Genomic DNA, 2,261 nt, shown 5'->3' with positions numbered 1-2,261 from the left:
AGGTACGAGAGAAGCAGAGAATTCGCTCATTAAAATAAATGTCCATTTACCAAAATTAATGGACACTTATTCTGATGAGACTCCAACGAGAGCGCTAGACGGTACTGGGCGTACGCTTACCAAACAACTAATGACGGAATCCGACCTGCCGCCATGCCCCGCGCTCACTATTGTCCAGGCTACCTGCAACTCACTGGACTTTAGTGCCAGCCAGGTTAAAGACGGCCTGAGAATTATTATTTAAAGGTGAGTGTCTACAGGATAAAAAGGCTATATTTCTACCGTTCACCTGGCCTTGGCGCCTCAAATTAGGCCTGCCCTGGCAAGCATTGCACAAAATACCCCGTAAAAGCTCACCTATTGCGCGAACGAATATTTGAAGAGCCTAAATAAAACAATGGTTTACGCGGAAAATAAATAGCCAAAAATCTCACGCATATCACCACCATAGGTGAGTGTTTACGGGATAAAAATCGCTTTTACCCCGCCAGGATGGTCCTAACATGGCCGATAGGTGAGTGTTTACAGGATAAAAAGGCGATATTTCTACCATTCACCTGGCCTTGGCGCCTCAAATTAGGCCCGCCCTGGCAAACATTGCACAACAATCACGTAAAAGCTCACCTATTGCACGAACGAATATTTAAAAAGTCTAAATAAAACAATGGTTTAAGCGAAAAATAAATAGCCAAAAATCTCACGCATATCACCACCATAGGTGAGTGTTTACGGTATAAAACTCGAATAAAGGCGAGATAAAGGTGAGACTTTACAGGAGACAAAGCGAATTATTTGGCCCTGGGCGGGGGGGTTTGGTGTGAATTGGCCGTTTTTTTAGTGGTTTTTTGCCTTAAAAATAGCGTTCTTCTCCTGTAAACACTCACCTTTGCATCGCAATCGAATGATTTTTCGCGTAAAAAAAGGGTGCTTTTCTTTCTGCAAGTATTTGTTTTATAAGGATTATTATATTTTCCTTGAATTTATAGGTGAGAGCTAACGGGAGCGAAAAATCATTTTTGGGTGCTTTGGGCCAATTTCGTCGCCTGGTTAGAGCGCATCTGGAGCGGGTCTTTAATTGGGCTTTTATCCTGTAAACACTCACCTAAGCCGTATCCCATCCCTCGTTCTGGGCACATAAAAATAGCCTTTCTTTCCTGTAAACACTCACCTTTGCATCGCAATCGAATGATTTTTCGCGTAAAAAAATGGTGTTTTTTTGTCTTCAAGTATTTGTTTTATAAGGATTATTATATTTTCCTTGAATTTATAGGTGAGAGCTAACGGGAGCGAAAAATCATTTTTGGGTGCTTTGGGCCAATTTCGTCGCCTGGTTAGAGCGCATCTGGAGCGGGTCTTTAATTGGACTTTTATCCCGTAAACACTCACCTTTAATTTAAAAATATTCGTCATCGTCATCTACCCAGGGACGCGCGCGAGAGGTTAGCGGCTTGCTGTAGTGGTCTGGATCGATGGGCCGCAGGGCTATGTCGAGCATTCCAACCAACAAAAGCGCAGCAAGGTAGGCAGGCACCAAGGGGAATCCAGCGGGCCGCTAACCCGGCGAGCGAGTTTTGGATCTTGCCTGCGGTACGGGCAGTGTCGCACGACAGGTCGCTCCCATGGTTGGGATAAGCGGTCAGGTCCTCGCTCTGGATATCAATTCAGTAATGCTGGAAGTAGGCCGTGCACAACCGTCACCGGCTGGTGCTTCGATACTCTGGCAAGAGAGTGATGCAACTCGCCGCGAACTTCCCGGTGACGCGTTTGATCTTGTGCTATGTCAACAAGGACTCCAGTTCTTTCCCGACCGAGCGGCTTCAGGTCGCGAAATGCGTCGCGTGTTACGCGATGGCGGTAGCGCAGTCATCAGTGTCTGGCAATCCCTGAACAGCCATCCTGTGTATGAGGCGTTGTTTACGGAAACCGCACGCCTTCTTGATGTGCCCATCACGGATGTCGATCTTGCCTTTTCATTATCAAACCCCGATGAGCTATACACATTGCTCAGCGAGGCGGGCTTTCGATCTATCGAAATCACTCCACGGTCTCTGTCTATTCGCATGCCTGATCCGGAAAGGTTTGTCCAGTTTTCAATACTGGGCGCAGCCACGTCCGTGCCGGCGTTTGCATCTATGGTAACGGCCCGCCCTGTACCGTCTAGAAGTCTCGGTTAAATCTCATCAAGATACGTGTCCATGTATTTTTTGAGATGTACACGTATTTTCATGAGCGATTCTCTTTGTGTAGTGAGTTCCTCGCAG

General features: G+C 46.6%; 1 protein-coding gene and 1 pseudogene. Both read left to right on the top strand.

Annotated features, from left to right (window positions below):
- On the top strand, positions 1-244 hold a 244-nt coding region (locus GTU67_RS15235; RefSeq protein ID WP_221893408.1), incomplete at its 5' end, for a hypothetical protein.
- A gap of 1,324 nt (positions 245-1,568) precedes the next feature.
- Positions 1,569-2,174 (top strand): annotated as a pseudogene (locus GTU67_RS15085) (class I SAM-dependent methyltransferase); the annotation flags it as partial.
- Between the last annotated feature and the right edge of the window lie 87 nt (positions 2,175-2,261).

It is taken from the genome of Pusillimonas minor (assembly GCF_014237865.1).
Classification (GTDB): domain Bacteria; phylum Pseudomonadota; class Gammaproteobacteria; order Burkholderiales; family Burkholderiaceae_B; genus Neopusillimonas; species Neopusillimonas minor.
Note: the sequence above shows the minus strand (reverse complement) of the source record. Positions and strands in the feature narration are given on the sequence as shown.